Origin of the sequence: Sphingobacterium sp. SRCM116780 (assembly GCF_021442025.1) — a bacterium.
GTDB lineage: Bacteria > Bacteroidota > Bacteroidia > Sphingobacteriales > Sphingobacteriaceae > Sphingobacterium.
Map to the genome: position 1 here is coordinate 3238226 of NZ_CP090446.1, position 16615 is coordinate 3254840.

A 16615-nucleotide genomic window follows, 5' to 3' on the forward strand; every position below is an offset into this window, starting at 1 on the left:
TTCGTCTTGTTTTTTTCCCCTTTCGTCCATCGCGGACCAGGTCTATGTAATAATGTGGAGAATATCGGAGTCGAACCGATGACCCCCTGCGTGCAAGGCAGGTGCTCTAGCCAGCTGAGCTAATTCCCCTTTGTGTAGACAGCAGAGTTCAGAGCCGAGATCCGAGACTATTTACTCTGTCTCTTGTCTCTTATCTTTCATCTCTGATCTTAGATGGTAGTCCCGAGCAGATTTGAACTGCTGACCCCTACATTATCAGTGTAGTGCTCTAACCAACTGAGCTACGGGACTAGCTTATCATTCTTCATCTCTCAATGGACCATCCTAAAGGGACGGGCACATTTCTTCAAATGTTCATCTTTGTTTTCTTAATATTAACCATGTGTATACGTAACGAGCTTCAATTCCGAATGCTCTAGAAAGGAGGTATTCCAGCCGCACCTTCCGGTACGGCTACCTTGTTACGACTTAGCCCCAATTATCGGTTTTACCCTAACACGCTCCTTGCGGTTACATGCTTTAGGTACCCCCAACTTTCATGGCTTGACGGGCGGTGTGTACAAGGCCCGGGAACGTATTCACCGCGTCATTGCTGATACGCGATTACTAGCGAATCCAACTTCATGAGGTCGAGTTGCAGACCTCAATCCGAACTGTGAATGGCTTTTAGAGATTAGCATCATATTGCTATGTAGCTGCCCGCTGTACCATCCATTGTAGCACGTGTGTAGCCCCGGACGTAAGGGCCATGATGACTTGACGTCGTCCCCACCTTCCTCGCTGTTTGCACAGGCAGTCTGTTTAGAGTCCCCACCTTGACGTGCTGGCAACTAAACATAGGGGTTGCGCTCGTTGCGGGACTTAACCCAACACCTCACGGCACGAGCTGACGACAGCCATGCAGCACCTAGTTTCGTGTCCCGAAGGACTGATCCGTCTCTGGATCATTCACTAACTTTCAAGCCCGGGTAAGGTTCCTCGCGTATCATCGAATTAAACCACATGCTCCTCCGCTTGTGCGGGCCCCCGTCAATTCCTTTGAGTTTCAATCTTGCGACCGTACTCCCCAGGTGGATAACTTAACGCTTTCGCTGGGACGCTGACTGTGTATCGCCAACATCGAGTTATCATCGTTTAGGGCGTGGACTACCAGGGTATCTAATCCTGTTTGATCCCCACGCTTTCGTGCATCAGCGTCAATCACACCTTAGTGAGCTGCCTTCGCAATCGGAGTTCTAAGACATATCTATGCATTTCACCGCTACTTGTCTTATTCCGCCCACTTCAAGTGTATTCAAGTCCTACAGTATCAAAGGCACTGCGACAGTTGAGCTGCCGTATTTCACCACTGACTTATAAGACCGCCTACGCACCCTTTAAACCCAATAAATCCGGATAACGCTTGGATCCTCCGTATTACCGCGGCTGCTGGCACGGAGTTAGCCGATCCTTATTCTTCCAGTACATTCAAGCCCCTACACGTAGGGGTGTTTATTCCTGGACAAAAGCAGTTTACAACCCATAGGGCAGTCATCCTGCACGCGGCATGGCTGGTTCAGAGTTCCCTCCATTGACCAATATTCCTTACTGCTGCCTCCCGTAGGAGTCTGGTCCGTGTCTCAGTACCAGTGTGGGGGATTCTCCTCTCAGAGCCCCTAGACATCGTAGCCTTGGTGGGCCGTTACCCCGCCAACTAGCTAATGTCACGCGAGCCCATCCATATCCTATAAATATTTGATCATTCAACGATGCCGTTAAATGATGTTATGCGGTATTAATCTCTCTTTCGAGAGGCTATCCCCCTGATATGGGCAGGTTGCTCACGCGTTACGCACCCGTGCGCCACTCTCATGGAACCAAAGCAAGCTTTGATCCCAATCCCGTCCGACTTGCATGTATTAGGCCTGCCGCTAGCGTTCATCCTGAGCCAGGATCAAACTCTCCATTGTAAAATGAAGGGTAAGATCAAGACTATTTATAATAAATAGAATTGTCTTGTATTTTTATTTCTAATTCTAAAATTGACAGGTTGAGTTTTTTAACTTTCGCTGTTTCTCAACACTACTCGTTACGTTACATGATTATATTTTTAAAGAACTTGCTTCGCTTCCGCTTCACGCTTCGGCTTGTATATCTTCGGCATTGCGCCCCGATCTTTTCTTGTTTTAAAACCCTTCGTTTCCGAGGGGACTGCAAAGGTAGAAATATTTTCCGAAATTCCAAAATAAATCTATATTTATTTTTTATCGTTTCTCTTCCGATTTCTGCGTTCAAGCAAGCTTAAACCCCTCTTTTTTCAGGATTGCTTCTTCCAAAGCAACCCTTCCTCCCTTGCGGAGTGGTGCAAAGATAGCAACTTTTATAACCTAATTCCAAGACCTGGCCTGCTTATTTTTTAATATTAACGTTAACTTGCTGTAACATTGAACGATTAATTTCTACCGCAGGGGATAAAACAGGCACCTGATCCGAGATGGGGTTATTTCTGCCTGCAATATCCTACTGTGGCTTGTTTCCTTTGGATAAGGATATTATTCGTGGATGTAGCAGGAACAGCCTGCAGGGTTAACACCGGTAGAGAAAAGATACTGTAAAAAGAGGCTCTCCGAGTAGCGGGCATAACAACCTGCCCCGAAAAAGTTCTCAAAGTCAACTAAAACAGAAAAACAGTCCTTATAATTATGAATGGACCTTAGTTTATTTAGGAGTCGTACCATCATGTCCAGATAATAATAAACCGTTCTGCTATCCATTGCGGTCAATGATAGGGGTTAACCGGAGACCAAATTGGGACCAATTCCTACCTGTGAGCACAGTGAGAGCACGGTGCGTGCACCGTGAGTCCACCTTTTACTGTACTCACACGGCGTTCCCACCCTACACGCAAGGTACCCACAGTCCAGAGTTGGTCCCAATTTGGTTTTAATTTGATCCCTGGGACACTTATAACCGTTTATTCAAGATTTATAGATTTATTCTTAGAACTTCCTTTTTCTTAAATAAAGATGAAATCACCCGAAAAGGTGGAAAACTGATAACACTATATTAATATAAAGACCTTTATTACTTGACAAATCCTTATTCATAAAGAAACATCCGTACTGTTATTTTGAAAAAACTGTAAAAAATGATAAGAGTTGCTTTTTTTGCTGAGATCATGATTCCGGACTTCGACGGAGCTGCACGCACGATTTTCCAGTTAGTAAACCGCATCGATAAAAAGAAATTTGAATTTTTATTTATCTATGGGACAGGACCTGACCAAATACAGGATTTTGAATCACTCAAAATTCCTGCGCTAAGCCTTCCTATCCAACAAAATTATACGATGGCAATACCTTCGTTTGTCGATCAACGCATCAAGAAAAAACTATATGATTTTAATCCGGATATCATTCATATCGCTACTCCTTCATTATTGGGGTTTTATGCACAGAAATATGCTTTAAAAAATCAAATACCGATTATCAGTATTTATCACACACATTTTGTCAGCTATATAGATTATTATCTAAGGCGGATTCCTTTCCTTATACAGCCAACCAAAAATAAAATTATCCAAACACAAAACAAATTTTACAATAATTGTGACAAGGTGTATGTACCCACAAACAGTATTGTATCTGAACTGATAACAATGGGTGTCTATCCTGCATTAATGCAAATATGGAAAAGGGGGATCGATAATCAGCTATTTTCACCAAAAAAACGAAACAGAAATTGGCTTAAAAAAATAACTCAAAATGATCATCCAACGATTCTGTTTGCTAGTCGATTGGTTTGGGAGAAGAATTTGGAAACATTAATTGCCATATATACTATCCTAAAACAAGAAAACCTATCCTTTAATTTTATCATTGCCGGAGATGGTTCAGCAATGGAATCTTGTCAATCCAGTATGCCTGATGCTCTCTTTTTAGGGAAATTAGACCATAAAAATCTAGCAAAACTATACGCATCGTCTTCTGTATTTGTATTTCCTTCTCATTCCGAAACCTATGGCAATGTTGTCATTGAAGCGATGGCATCTGGATTACCTTGCGTTATTGCTGACGGAGGAGGTTCTGCTGATCTGATAAAAGAAGGAGTCAACGGATTTAAATGTCAACCAAAAGATGCCAGCATGTTTGTGAACAGAATACTGCAATTACTGCAGCATGAAAAATTAAGAAAACAAATCGGAATGGAAGCATTGTTATTCAGTAAATCACTGGATTGGAACTCACTTGCGGATGTCTATTTTGAAGATCTTGAAAAAATGAGCAAAAATTCAGCACATTCATTATTTAAATCGCAAGTGGGTTAATGTATAAACGACTTCTTAAAATAATTTTAACGCTCCTCATCTTCATTTCTTTATTTGCTTTCATTCGACATATCGATATAAAAGCTGTAATAGACGAAGTTCACCATATCGGCTGGAAGTTACTTTGGATTATTGTCATCACTGCTTCTGCTTACTTATTCGGCACTATAGGTTGGCAAAGTTGCTTTATACAGAAACCCAAAGATGTATCGCTCTGGAAATTTTTCTGCATCCGCCATATTGGAGAAACAATATCGTTATTTAATCCGACGAGTATTATTGGTGGAGATTATATTAAAACAGTATTACTAAAACCTGCAGAAATGTCCAAACAAGATATTTTGAATTCCGTTTTGATCTCTCGCGTGTTAGCAGTTATCTCTCAATTTAGTTTAGTTGGAATCAGTGGATTTTATTTTTTACTGAGTTCTTTTAGAAAAAACATACCCGATCAATTTCAGATCGTTTTATGGGCATTGGCTATTGTGTGCTGTAGTACTCCTATCCTTTTCTTTTATATCCTTAAACAAGCGAGAAGGTTCAAAGAAGATTCTGCTCTTTCCTATCAAGTTTTCAGAAAACTAAGCATTCGCCTGCAGGTTGTCATGAATGCTGTCATCGAGTTTTATCAAGATCATGCCAACAAATGCTATCGTGCATACTTCTATTTTTGTCTTCATTGGATCATTGGTTCCATCGAGTTGTTCTTCATATTATATTTTTCTGGCATAACGGTTTCCATTTTCCTAAGCGTATTTATGGACATGAGTATCGTGATCATTAAGAGTTTTGGGGCTTTCATTCCTGGTCAGATCGGGGTAGAAGAATTTGGAAACAAAATACTGCTCACAAGCATTGGCATCTATACGGTCAATATCTGGATCGTGATTGCTTTAATCCGAAGATCCAGACAGTTATTCTGGATTGCTTTTGGATTCTTCGCCTACTTAATCATCAAAAAGCATTATTCTACTTCCTATCATGGAGATATTATTCGTCAGTCATAAATATCCTCCTGCTATCGGAGGAATGGAAAAACAAAGTTTTGAGTTGATAGAGAATATGGAGGCATATACAACCGTACACAAAATTGTTTATAAGGCCGATGAATCTATTCTCAAATTTTTCTTCCTGTTAAACAGACGGATTCGTGCTATGCTGAAAAAACATCCAAATATTAAACTCATTCATTTTAATGATGGTTTATTAGCTACTTTTTCCTTATACCATCATGGTTATGATCAGCTAAAAAAGGTAGTGACTATTCATGGTTTAGATATTGTGTTTCCATTAGGCTATTTCCAAAGGAAGATTATTCCCAAACTCAATCGGTTTGATAAAATTATCGCGGTGAGTCGTGCCACACGAGAGGCTGCTATAGCAAGAGGTATACAGGCAAATAAAATTGAGGTGATTTTAAATGGAGTCGATCATCATCTTTTGGAATCGTCTGAAATAACCATAGCTGAAATTCTAACCCGTTATCAGATTGATCAAAAAGCAGAAAGAATTATTGTAGCTTTAGGTCGTTCTGTAAAACGGAAAGGAATTTCTTGGTTTATTAAACATGTACTTCGACAATTACCTTCTTCTTGCAAACTTATTTTAATCGGTCCTTTTACCAAAACAGCAACATGGAAAGAAAGGTTATTCTACCTCTTACCTCCTGCCATGAGGCATTTGTTGTTTTTATTTCTAGGGTATCCTTCTGATGAAAGAGCCATACGGCACTATTTAAGCGACCCGCATTACAGCGATAAATTGCAACATATAGGCAAGATTCCATTAGCTGATCTGCAATGTTTGCTTCGACATACGGGTCTTTTTATCATGCCCAACATCCAGGTTGAGGGGGACATGGAGGGATTTGGATTGGTGTGTTTAGAGGCGAGTATTTGTGGCGCTACCGTATTTGCAGCGGATATTGAAGGGATAAGAGATGCGATTGTTGATTATAAAAATGGTTTTCTACTTCCATCAGAAGAAGCAAGTGTCTGGGTTGATTGCATTCATGTAGCACTTGAAAACCCTTCGCTTTTGAAAACCAGAAGCGAAGGGTTTCAACAATACTCTTTACAACATTATAGCTGGGATAAAATGACACAAGATTATTTCACGTCATTTCAAGTTATTTTAGGATCTTTTGCTTAAAAAGCACTTAATCCAGTAATGTCATTCCCGGTGATCAATAAATGAATATCATGTGTGCCTTCATAGGTAATCACGGATTCTAGATTCATCATGTGTCGCATCATCGGAAAATCGCCTACAATACCCATTGCTCCCAATATCTGTCTAGATTCTCTCGCAATTTGCAATGCCATATGGACATTATTTCGTTTTGCCATTGAAATCTGGGCCGGAGTTGCCTTTCCTTCATTTTTCAGGACTCCTAAACGCCATGATAATAATTGGGCTTTTGTTATTTCTGTGAGAAACTCGGCTAGTTTTTTCTGCTGCAATTGATAGGAAGCAATAGGTTTTCCAAACTGCTCTCTTTCCAATGCATATTTGACCGCTGTTTGATAACAGTCTATCGCCGCACCTATCACCCCCCAAGAAATTCCATAACGGGCAGAATTCAGACACGAGAATGGTCCTCGAAGTGAATTTACATCGGGGAGCACGTTCTCAAAAGGAATTTCCACGTCTTGAAAAATCAATTCTCCAGTTTTTGAAGCACGCAATGACCATTTATTGAATGTTTCTGGTGTGGAAAACCCTTTCATTCCACGTTCTACAATGATACCACGTATTTTTCCTTCTTCATCTCTTGCCCAAACAACCGCGATATTACATAATGGTGCGTTTGTAATCCACATTTTAGCACCATTCAGTATATAATGATCTGCTTTTCTTACCAATCGTGTTTCCATTGTCGCTGGATCTGATCCATGATTGGGTTCTGTCAATCCAAAACTTCCGATGTATTCACCTTTTGCAAGCTTAGGAAGGTACTTCTGTTTTTGTTCTTCACTACCAAAAGTAAAAATAGGATACATCACCAATGAAGATTGCACAGAAGCAGCCGAGCGAATTGCCGAATCACCTGCTTCCAATTCCTGCATGATAATACCGTAAGCAATCTGATCCAAACCAGATCCTCCATATTCGATCGGGATATAAGGGCCCAAGGCTCCAATTGCACCCAACTTCAGCATTAAATTGGGAATATCTTCGTGATGCTGTGCTGCCTGATCAATCACAGGTTTTATTTCCGTATTTACAAAATCTCGAACCGACTGGCGGATGAGTTTATTTTCTTCTGACAATAACGCATCAATATTGAAATAATCGCATGTTAAATTCATACTTATCATAATTTAATATCTAAATATAATCATAATTTCGAATATAATTCATTATATTCGAAATATAAACGAACAATATAAGCCAGTATGATAACAAAAGAATTAAAAGAATTGGGGATTCTACCGACCAATTTAGGTTCTTCTACAGGAGAAACTTGGTTTGCAACAGGTGAAACGATTTCTTCTCATTCCCCTGTGGATGGGAAACAGATTGCCTCCGTTACCAGTTCTTCCAAAAAAGATTATGATCAAATCTGTATTCAAGCTAAAAAAGCATATTTAACCTGGCGTATCGTACCCGCTCCACAAAGGGGTGAGGTGGTTCGCTTATTTGGAGATCGATTAAGACAACTGAAATCGACTTTAGGAAAACTCGTGTCTTATGAAATGGGTAAATCGCTACAAGAAGGAATGGGTGAAGTGCAAGAGATGATCGATATCTGTGATTTTGCTGTTGGTATATCTCGTCAACTCTATGGATCAACCATTCACTCTGAACGTCCTTACCATCGGATGTACGATCAATATCATCCTCTTGGAATTGTCGGTATTATTTCTGCCTTCAATTTCCCAGTAGCTGTTTGGGCCTGGAATACAGCCTTAGCTCTTGTTTGTGGTGATGTTGTCATCTGGAAACCCAGTGAAAAAACGCCGTTATGTGCGATTGCTTGTCAACGAATCCTCGCTGAGGTTTTGAAAGAAAAAGAATTACCAGAAGGTATTTCGAACTTAATCATAGGTGATAAAACGGTAGGTGAATGGCTTGTCAATGACAACAATATTCCGCTAATCTCAGCGACAGGCTCAACTAAAATGGGTAAAATCGTCGCGCAACAAGTGGCTTCAAGGCTCGGGAAAACAATTCTTGAGTTGGGAGGAAATAATGCGATCATTATTACAGCAGATGCTGATCTGAAGATGACCACTATAGGAGCTGTATTTGGAGCTGTGGGTACTGCTGGTCAACGATGCACGTCTACACGTAGGCTCATCATTCACGAAAGTGTATACGATCAAGTAAAAGAATCTTTAGTAAAAGCTTATGCTCAATTAAAAATTGGAGATCCCCTGAATACAAATAATCATGTCGGTCCTTTAATCGATGAAATTGCTGTTAATCATTACTTAAACGCTTTAGAACAAATCAAAAAACAAGGTGGGAAAATAATCGTGGATGGCGGTGTGTTAACAGGAAAAGGTTTTGAAAGTGGTTGTTATGTAAAACCAGCCATTGCTGAAGTAAAAAATGATTTTGATATCGTGCAACACGAAACTTTTGCGCCTATTTTGTATTTAATAAAATATACGGGTGATGTTTTGGAAGCTATTGCCATTCAAAATGATGTTAAACAAGGTTTGTCATCTGCTATTATGACTACCAATCTTCGTGAGGCAGAGCTATTTTTAAGTGCACAGGGTTCGGATTGTGGTATTGCCAATGTCAATATTGGAACTTCTGGAGCGGAAATAGGAGGTGCTTTTGGTGGCGAAAAAGATACAGGTGGCGGCAGAGAGTCTGGATCTGATGCTTGGAAAGCTTATATGAGAAGACAGACCAATACCATCAACTATAGCACAGCACTACCGTTAGCACAGGGAATTACGTTTAATCTTTAATTATAACCTTAAATTAATATATCATATGAGTACTGTTCACGAAATTTTATCCAGACATCTATTAGCCGATGGTTTCCCCATTGTTATGGATATGGAAAAATCCCATGGGTCCTATTTAGTTGATCGAAACGGAGATACCTACTTAGATCTATTCAGTATGTTCGCTTCTGTGGCTATTGGTTATAATCATCCTTATATCGTAAAGGAACAAGAGTTTTTGGGCAAAATGGCCATTAATAAACCGGCATTGTCAGATATTTACCCAAAAGAATTTGCTGATTTTATGGAAGTTTTCGAACGTGTTGCTTTACCTAAAGAGTTGCAATACTGTTTTTTTATAGCTGGGGGTACATTAGCTGTTGAAAACACATTGAAAGCGGCTTTTGATTGGAAAACAAGGTTAAACTTGTCAAGAGGAATTCAGCAAGAGGCGTCACAAGTTATTCACTTCAAGGAGGCATTTCATGGCAGATCAGGGTATACCTTATCACTGACCAATACAAAAGATCCAAGAAAGCACATGTACTTTCCAAAATTTAATTGGCCAAGAATCAGCAATCCTAAAGTAACTTTTCCTATTACAGAGGAAAATTTATCTCAAGTAATCGAAAAAGAAAAAATAGCGATTCAAGAGATCCGAACAGCGTTAGCAGATCATCCGAATGACATTGCCTGTATCATTATAGAACCAATTCAAGCTGAAGGTGGTGACAATCATTTCAGAAACGAGTTTTTACAAGCCTTACGTGACATTTGCGATGAGCACGAAATTTTATTGATTTTTGATGAGGTGCAAACTGGGGTTGGGTTAACGGGTGATATGTGGGCTTTTCAAACCGTTGGAATCGTTCCGGATTTAATTGCCTTTGGAAAGAAAACACAGGTTTGTGGTTTGCTAGCCAACAAAGAAAAATTCGATCAAGTAGAAAAACATGTTTTTGTAGAGTCTTCTCGCCTTAATTCAACTTTTGGAGGAGATTTCACAGATATGATGCGTTTCAAACTGATTTTGGAAGTCATAGAGCAGGAAAACTTAATTGAGCAGATTGCACCTAAGGGTTCTTATTTTATGGAGAAATTGGAAGGATTAGCCAATAAACATCCGCAAATTAGTAATATTAGAGGGAAAGGATTATTTATAGCCTTTGATTTCCCGAATGAAGAGGAAAGAGATCAATTCATCAAAAATGCATTTGCAAATAAATTACTCTTATTGGGCTGTGGTGAGCGAAGTATACGTTTTAGACCACACTTGAATGTCAGTATTGAGGAGCTTGACAAAGCTATTGAAATCATGGATAGGATACTATAATCGTCTAATTGCGTGTCTTGATTTCAAGGTTCTCTTTTTCAATGAATCTGCTTACCTTTGCAATAATTATTAAAACGGCATATGGATTCAGGTAAGTTCGCATTAGTACAATTAGTGACGGTTATTCACTTTGCATTAATGGCTATCGCGTTATTCAGATTATTTAGACTTAAGAACGTAACAGGAGGATTTGTCATTCTTTCCATATTGGGATTATGCATTCCCATACTTGGTCCGTTTGGGTTGATATTCATCTTGAATAAAAAGAAAAAAGAGGAGGATCTGGAAGAGCAGAAAAAAAGACCACAACAGATTCAAAAGCATAAAAAATCTCCTAAAAAATAATTTAGGAGATTTTTATATTTATCCAAGTGGCAATTGAATTGCTTCACGTGGAACGAAATTTCCTTCTTGATCCCTTATAAAGCTCATCGGATAATCGGGATCTTTGATAATCTCAAATAAGATAAAGCCCCAAGGTTTCCAGAAGTTCTCCAGAACCTGACCATAAACCTTGACTTGCCAATGATCAAAAATTGGTTTCATCGACATGTCTGCCAATGGCATCGGCTCCACATAGATCATTTTTGGCGTATTCAAATAGGTATATTCTGGAAGACGATTAAATAGATATACAGAATAAAAATAACGGGCTGCTAGTTCTTCGAATTGAATAGGGTGTAATATTTTCCCTTCAACTAACTTTAATGCATCTTCATGATAGATGTTGTTCGTTGCGTTATCTTGTAGACAAGCAACAATTCCAAAATCATTCATCCGTAGTGAAAAGATCAAGGTGTTGATTTCATCACGATAATTGAATGTCTCTGCTGCATTATCGACTTGACTTAGAAATATGGAGAAGGGATTCGTTCCTTCGAACTCCATGGGTTGTAGTAACGATTGCAACATCGCATGGAGATTCTTAAACTTCTGCACTAATACCTGCGAAAAATTCATTTCCTCACCTGTTAAGGTTTGTTGACGAATACCGGTTTGAATTTCATTGAAAACAACACCATACAATATCTTTGACATCCACTGGAATAAGGTAATCTGTGATAAATCGCGTACTGCTTCATAACCCGTTGCAAATGCGCGTTCAACTTCTGATTCCATTTTTTCAATCGCCAATGCGGCGTCAGCTGAACAGGGAAGTTTCAAGCTTTTATAAGTGACGATAGATTCGTCTAGCATTTTAAAAGGTTTTTCTTCCAGATCAAAAGCTCGCATCATCCAAACTGGAAAAACCTGAATCTGTTCGTCTATAGAAGATAATGTCTCTCCTGTCAAAAAACAGGTTTGATTATCAAATTTGAATATTTTAAATGGATTGTATAACGATGTTGACATATAGGGTACAAAGGTACATGTTTTATAAAAAGTAAAGTCACCGAAAAATAAACTTTGGTAATTGATTCTTTCAGTTCTATACATAAAAAATAGGATGAAGACTCTACCTTCACCCCTAAAAACTATAACCGTTTTATGGGGGCTTGTGTGTTCTAAAAATTATTTTATAGCAATAGTATCATTTGATAGTATCAAAAATCATGAATTGACTTATCTTCGTTTTAAAAACGATTATCAATACTCACGTTAAAGTTTTCAAAGGTTAAAACCACATCTATGATGGTTGCTTCTTTGGTTTTAACACCTTCCAATTTGGATGTTTTCCTTTTTTTTAGCAGTTTTTTTTCGTCTCTTTCTCATCCAAGGCACTACCTTTCAAAGTACTACGTTATTTCAATAAATAATTCCGGATAGCAATAGAAATTTCTGCAGCATGGGTCAATACCATCAAATGACCTGCTTTGTTAATTTTCGTTGTATAGTTGACATTTTGCATTGGAATAATATGATCGCTATCACCATGGAGATGTAGAGCTGATTTAGAGCTCTGTATATTGTCCCAATTGATGATCTTATCAATAGCCCATTTCACAAAAACTGGATTCGAATCTTTAAATATATTCGCTAAAATAGATTTGTCTTGTTCCAAATGAACGCCAAATAACCAATTGATAATCAAGTTTGATTTCTTAAAAAATTTATTTGGAAACAGTTGATGAAAAGAGATATACTTATAGTAATGATATAGCCTTGGAAGTTCAAATTTAGTTTTAGCAGAGGAGATGAGAATAATTTTTTCAAAATCATAGCTTTTTGCTAACTCACTGATGCACATTCCCCCAAAAGAAACACCCATTATATGGGCTCCTTTCTTTGGAATATCATAGTGATGAGCGAGTCTAGCAACATAATTAGCTAAGCTTTCTTTCTCTAAAGGTGTTATCCACTCTACATAAACGACATCAAACTCGGATAAATCCAGTTTTGAATACGCTTTTTGATCAGCTCCAAGTCCCGAAAGTGCATAAAGCTTAATCATAACAAAAGATCCTAACCAATATTCACTTTAAAATTTTCAAAGGTCAAAACCGCATCCATGATAGTTCCTTCTTTGGTTTTAACACCTTTTAATTCGGATGTTTTTCCTTTCTCCAGCAGGTTTTTCATCTCTTTCTCATCCAGAGTAACACCATTCAGTGTACGCCAGATTTTAAAATCACAACCTTTCGCATAATGATCGCATTGTGCAACTTTATCAAATAGTTGTATTTGACCAGGATCGCATTTAGGACATTTTATTTTGCCTTTTTGTAAGGGTTTTACTTCCTCATGGGCAATAGAGATCCGTAATTGAAGTAATTCTTTAGTGATGCGTTCGGTGTAATCCTTGATATGTTTCATAAAAACTTCATAGGAAACTTTATTCGCACGCATCTCTTCTAATTTCTGTTCCCATTTACCTGTCAGCGTCACTTTCGCAATGGAACGATCTTTCACTAAATTGTATACGGTTAAACCTTTATCCGTAGGAATCAGTTTCTTTTTATCACGTTTGATATAATCTCGTTGGAACAGAGTTTCAATGGTAGCTGCACGTGTTGCTGGAGTTCCTAAACCACAATCTTTCATCGCCTGTCGCATTTCATCGTCATCGATTTCTTTCCCTGATGTCTCCATTGATTTCAATAAGGAGGCCTCCGTATGAATGGGTTTTGCTTTTGTGAATCTTTCAGACAATTCTAAAGATAGAATTTCCAGTAATTCTTCTGCTGTCAATTTAGGTAATTGTGCATTCTCATTATCTTGATCGTCTGTATTCTTGTCTTCATCTGGCAGTTCAATTTGATCCGCAGAAAGACGCCATCCATATTGTCGTATCACCGTTCCTTTTGCGATCAGCTCCACTCCTGCTGCATCAATCACAACAGTTGTGATATCTTTCAGACAAACATCAGAAAAACTCTCGACCATGCGCTTCGCAATCATGTTATAGATATTCCGTTGTTCTTGCAATAATGCTCCTGGTTTCTCATCGGTCACCAGTAGTGCATGGTGATCGGTTACTTTCTTTTCATCGACAGATCTTTTATTGAGTTTTGCTCCAATCAGATTACGTGATATGGTCGCAATACTTTCTTCTGCTGTATCGGCTAGGTGTTGAAATAATTCTTCTACCTTTTCAAATACGTCTTCTCCAATATAACGAGAGCCGGTACGGGGATAGGTAATTACTTTCTTTTCGTAAAGTGCCTGTGCGATGTTCAACGTTTGATCGGCAGAATAACCATATTTTTTATTAGCATCTTGTTGCAAAGAAGTCAAATCAAATAATAAAGGAGGTTGTTCTTTTGTTTCTTTTGCCTCTACTTTAACTACTTTCGCTTGTGAACCAACGGATATCTTGGCGACTGCTTCTTCTGCTACGTCTTTTTTATCTATCTTTTCGGAAGTCGCTTTAAATTTGATACTATCTTTTTCAAATCCTGCTTGAATCTTATAAAAAGTCTGTGGCTTAAAATCTTTATTTTCTAAATAGCGCGAACAAATCATCGCCAAAGTAGGCGTTTGCACACGACCTAGAGAGAGTAAGCCTCTATTGCCTGCAGCTAATGTAATGGCTTGTGTTGCATTAATTCCGATAAGCCAATCTGACTCTGATCGAGAACGTGCAGACATATACAAACTATCATATTCTGTTCCTTCTTTTAGATTGGCAAAACCTTCTTTGATTGCTTTATCTGTCTGTGAAGAAATCCATAAACGCTTGAACGGAACCTTGGAACCAAGGTAATAATAAATATTACGAAAGATCAATTCCCCTTCTCGTCCAGCATCGGTTGCTACAATGACTTCTTCAGCTTTATCCAATAAATATTTAATTGTATTCAATTGCTTCAATGCTCCTGCATCATCCAGCTGTTTACCATCACGCTTTATCTTCTTGGATTCTAGCTTAAATTCTGTTGGGATAATAGGTAAATTTCCAATTGACCAATTATGAAATCCATATGCTTGTGGTGTACATAGCTGTACTAAATGTCCAAAGGCATAGGTGAAAGCATAACCATTTCCTGAAATATAACCATCATTTGTTTCTTTTGCGCCCATGACACGGGCCAAATCTCTTGCAACTGATGGTTTTTCGGCAATAACGACTTTCATATTTTATATTTAGATAAAATATCATGCATATGGAAAGTTGTCCCTCTCCTGTTCATGATCTCTTTTATACTGTTTAATTTTTAAGCTTAATCTATTGAAGGAATAATCATACCTGTAATTTTACGATACAAATCGATGGCATATACATCTGTCATTCCCGAAACAAAATCCAATACTGATCTTATTTTAGAATAAGAATCTTCTCGATCTGTATAAAACTGATGTGGGATTAATGCCACAAGTTTCTCATCATAACTATTTTTGTTCTTCTTCAAATAGGCTGGTACAAATTCGGCTAGTAAAGCATTCATCACTTTATAACCAGCCACTTCAATTTGAACAACTGTAGGTGCATTGTAAATTTTTGCTATAGATATTGTAGAAATTCTTTTCAGATGAGCAACAACATCAGCGTCTAGCGCATCCATCAATGAGGACGGAAAAGTTCCGCTTAATATTCTTTCTTGTTCAGCATAAAATACTTCTACACACGCTTTTGTTAACGTATTGATTGCTTTCGCCCTTAATAATGCTACTCGGCTTGCGGTATCGATCAGGGAGTCTAAACGTGTTCTTAAATCTTCGCCACCACACAGAGGAAGTAACAGTTCTTCTACTTCGGGATAGGTCAGTATTTTTAAATGGTGTGCATCTTCTAGATCAATGATATTATAACAAATATCGTCCGCGGCTTCTACTAGATATACAAGTGGGTGACGTAAATAACCTCTTGCATTCGTTGGGTCTACCAAAATGCCTAATTCTATGGCTATTGTTTCAAAAGTCTGTTTTTCAGAAGCAAAGAAACCATATTTCTTACGATGGTGATTCTTTTTGATGTGACCATCAATCGCTGCACATGGATACTTCACAATGGATGCCAAAGAGGTATAGGTTAAAGCAAATCCTTTATCATCTTTTCCATTAAAAGGATGCGTTAGAATACGAAGCGCATTTGCGTTCCCTTCAAAATGTGTTAAGTCTGCCCATTCTTCTTTTGTTACTTGTTCCTGATATTTTCGACCGTCTCCTTCTGTGAAATAAGTGGAAATAGCGGCCTCTCCTGAGTGTCCAAATGCCGGATTACCCAGATCATGCGATAGACATGCTGCTGAAACAATATTCCCTACTTCTTGTAAATATGGAAAAAGTTCATCGACTGCAGGATTCGCATCTTTCATCTTCGTATAAAACAAACGACCTAATGACCTCCCCACACTGGCAACTTCCAGACTATGGGTCAATCGATTATGAACAAATACAGCTCCTGGCAACGGGAAAACTTGGGTTTTATTCTGCAGTCTTCTAAATGGAGAAGAAAAGATCAATCGATCATAATCCCGTTGAAATTCCGAACGTGTTATCAAATAGCTATCGCTCACGCGATCTTCATATCCCCAACGTTTAGCTGATAGCAGTTGTTTCCAATTCATACTTGTATTTACAGACATGGTGCAAATATACATTTTTTGATTTTCTAACTGTTGTGGCTTTTTGCTACAATTTGAATTTTTATAAATGACGAGAATCATTTTTTAACCTGGTATTATTCGT

Annotated in this window: 11 protein-coding genes, 2 tRNA genes and 1 rRNA gene; 6 read left to right on the forward strand and 8 right to left on the reverse strand. The window is 38.4% G+C overall.

The window, feature by feature from the left end:
• Window positions 1–55: 55 nt before the first annotated feature.
• From LZQ00_RS13895 to LZQ00_RS13905, 3 genes are all read right to left on the reverse strand, one after another.
• A tRNA-Ala gene (locus tag LZQ00_RS13895) sits at window positions 56–129 on the reverse strand.
• Between the two features lie 85 nt (window positions 130–214).
• Window positions 215–291: transfer RNA gene (locus tag LZQ00_RS13900), tRNA-Ile, on the reverse strand.
• 128 nt (window positions 292–419) lie between these two features.
• Window positions 420–1949 (reverse strand): 16S ribosomal RNA (locus LZQ00_RS13905).
• Between the two features lie 1178 nt (window positions 1950–3127).
• Between LZQ00_RS13905 and LZQ00_RS13910 the strand changes: the two genes are divergently transcribed.
• From LZQ00_RS13910 to LZQ00_RS13920, 3 genes are read left to right on the forward strand one after another with little or no spacing between them, the layout of a single operon-like run.
• On the forward strand, window positions 3128–4306 hold the full coding sequence (locus tag LZQ00_RS13910) for a glycosyltransferase family 4 protein (RefSeq protein WP_234509879.1): 1179 nt from the start codon (window positions 3128–3130) through the stop codon (window positions 4304–4306).
• Window positions 4306–5313, forward strand: coding sequence for a lysylphosphatidylglycerol synthase domain-containing protein (locus LZQ00_RS13915; RefSeq protein ID WP_234509880.1), 1008 nt, complete (start codon window positions 4306–4308; stop codon window positions 5311–5313). Before LZQ00_RS13910 ends, LZQ00_RS13915 begins: the two co-directional genes overlap by 1 nt.
• Window positions 5288–6457: a glycosyltransferase family 4 protein gene (locus tag LZQ00_RS13920; protein WP_234509881.1), complete on the forward strand. Its 1170-nt coding sequence runs from the start codon at window positions 5288–5290 to the stop codon at window positions 6455–6457. The genes LZQ00_RS13915 and LZQ00_RS13920 overlap by 26 nt, the downstream gene beginning before the upstream one ends.
• Here LZQ00_RS13920 and LZQ00_RS13925 read toward each other — a convergent pair.
• Complete coding sequence (locus LZQ00_RS13925; RefSeq protein WP_234509882.1) at window positions 6454–7617, reverse strand: acyl-CoA dehydrogenase family protein; 1164 nt, start codon at window positions 7615–7617, stop codon at window positions 6454–6456. The genes LZQ00_RS13920 and LZQ00_RS13925 overlap by 4 nt on opposite strands.
• Window positions 7618–7704: 87 nt before the next feature.
• Here LZQ00_RS13925 and LZQ00_RS13930 point away from each other — a divergent pair, with 87 nt between their 5' ends.
• The 3 genes from LZQ00_RS13930 (at window position 7705) to LZQ00_RS13940 (ending at window position 10891) form a co-directional block, all read left to right on the forward strand.
• Window positions 7705–9234, forward strand: a complete 1530-nt coding sequence (locus LZQ00_RS13930; RefSeq protein WP_234509883.1) for an aldehyde dehydrogenase family protein — start codon at window positions 7705–7707, stop codon at window positions 9232–9234.
• A gap of 25 nt (window positions 9235–9259) precedes the next feature.
• Window positions 9260–10546 carry an L-lysine 6-transaminase gene (gene lat / locus LZQ00_RS13935; RefSeq protein ID WP_234509884.1) on the forward strand — a complete coding sequence of 429 codons (1287 nt, stop codon included), beginning with the start codon at window positions 9260–9262 and terminating at the stop codon, window positions 10544–10546.
• Window positions 10547–10627: 81 nt separating this feature from the next.
• Window positions 10628–10891 carry a hypothetical protein gene (locus LZQ00_RS13940; protein ID WP_234509885.1) on the forward strand — a complete coding sequence of 88 codons (264 nt, stop codon included), beginning with the start codon at window positions 10628–10630 and terminating at the stop codon, window positions 10889–10891.
• An 18-nt stretch (window positions 10892–10909) separates the two neighbouring features.
• Here the strand turns inward: LZQ00_RS13940 and LZQ00_RS13945 are convergent, their stop codons facing one another.
• The 4 genes from LZQ00_RS13945 to LZQ00_RS13960 form a co-directional block, all read right to left on the reverse strand.
• Window positions 10910–11899, reverse strand: coding sequence for a hypothetical protein (locus LZQ00_RS13945; RefSeq protein WP_234509886.1), 990 nt, complete (start codon window positions 11897–11899; stop codon window positions 10910–10912).
• Window positions 11900–12287: 388 nt separating this feature from the next.
• Window positions 12288–12938 carry an alpha/beta fold hydrolase gene (locus tag LZQ00_RS13950; RefSeq protein ID WP_234509887.1) on the reverse strand — a complete coding sequence of 217 codons (651 nt, stop codon included), beginning with the start codon at window positions 12936–12938 and terminating at the stop codon, window positions 12288–12290.
• Between the two features lie 11 nt (window positions 12939–12949).
• Window positions 12950–15061 carry a type IA DNA topoisomerase gene (locus tag LZQ00_RS13955; protein ID WP_234509888.1) on the reverse strand — a complete coding sequence of 704 codons (2112 nt, stop codon included), beginning with the start codon at window positions 15059–15061 and terminating at the stop codon, window positions 12950–12952.
• Between the two features lie 86 nt (window positions 15062–15147).
• Window positions 15148–16512: a deoxyguanosinetriphosphate triphosphohydrolase gene (locus LZQ00_RS13960; RefSeq protein WP_234509889.1), complete on the reverse strand. Its 1365-nt coding sequence runs from the start codon at window positions 16510–16512 to the stop codon at window positions 15148–15150.
• Window positions 16513–16615 lie beyond the last annotated feature (103 nt).